Here is a 500-nt window from a genome sequence, read left to right as displayed (position 1 = left end):
CAAATTAACTATAAGATAATCTCTCACTAAAAATTCAAAGGTAGATTCTCAAGCAGTCTCTTTAGCTTGATTTGTGCCTTTGGTAAATGCTCGGCGATACTTAGCCCCACTAATTCATAATCTCTTGCAATCTCATTAATGATATTTCCTACTTGCTCTATTTTCATCTGCCCTGTGTTGCCTACTGCGACATAAAGCTCCTTAGAATCTAGCACATCTAAATCCAAATGTATCATTACCTTTTTTGCCCCACTTCCCTTAAGCCACTCTAAAATCTTGCTTGAATCTTGTGCGACTTCACTAGGGCTAAGGCTCACTAAGCCAAACTCCCTCTGACGCTTTGCATAATGCTCTGCCTCTTTAGAGTGTAAGCCCACTAGCAAGACTTTGCTTGATTCTAAATGGCTAGGTAGGCTAAAGCTCTCTTTAAGCCCACCCTTGCCGATAATAGCACTCACTGCCATAGCGTGATAGCCCTTGTAAAAATCATCATTGGGTAG

The 500-nt window shown here is 41.0% G+C and carries 1 protein-coding gene; it reads right to left on the bottom strand.

Annotated features, from left to right (window positions below; genetic code table 11):
- Positions 1-26: 26 nt before the first annotated feature.
- On the bottom strand, positions 27-500 hold a 474-nt coding region (locus CQA44_RS12310; protein WP_147289819.1), incomplete at its 5' end, for an arginase family protein.

This window comes from Helicobacter sp. MIT 14-3879 (assembly GCF_003364125.1).
Note: the sequence above shows the minus strand (reverse complement) of the source record. Positions and strands in the feature narration are given on the sequence as shown.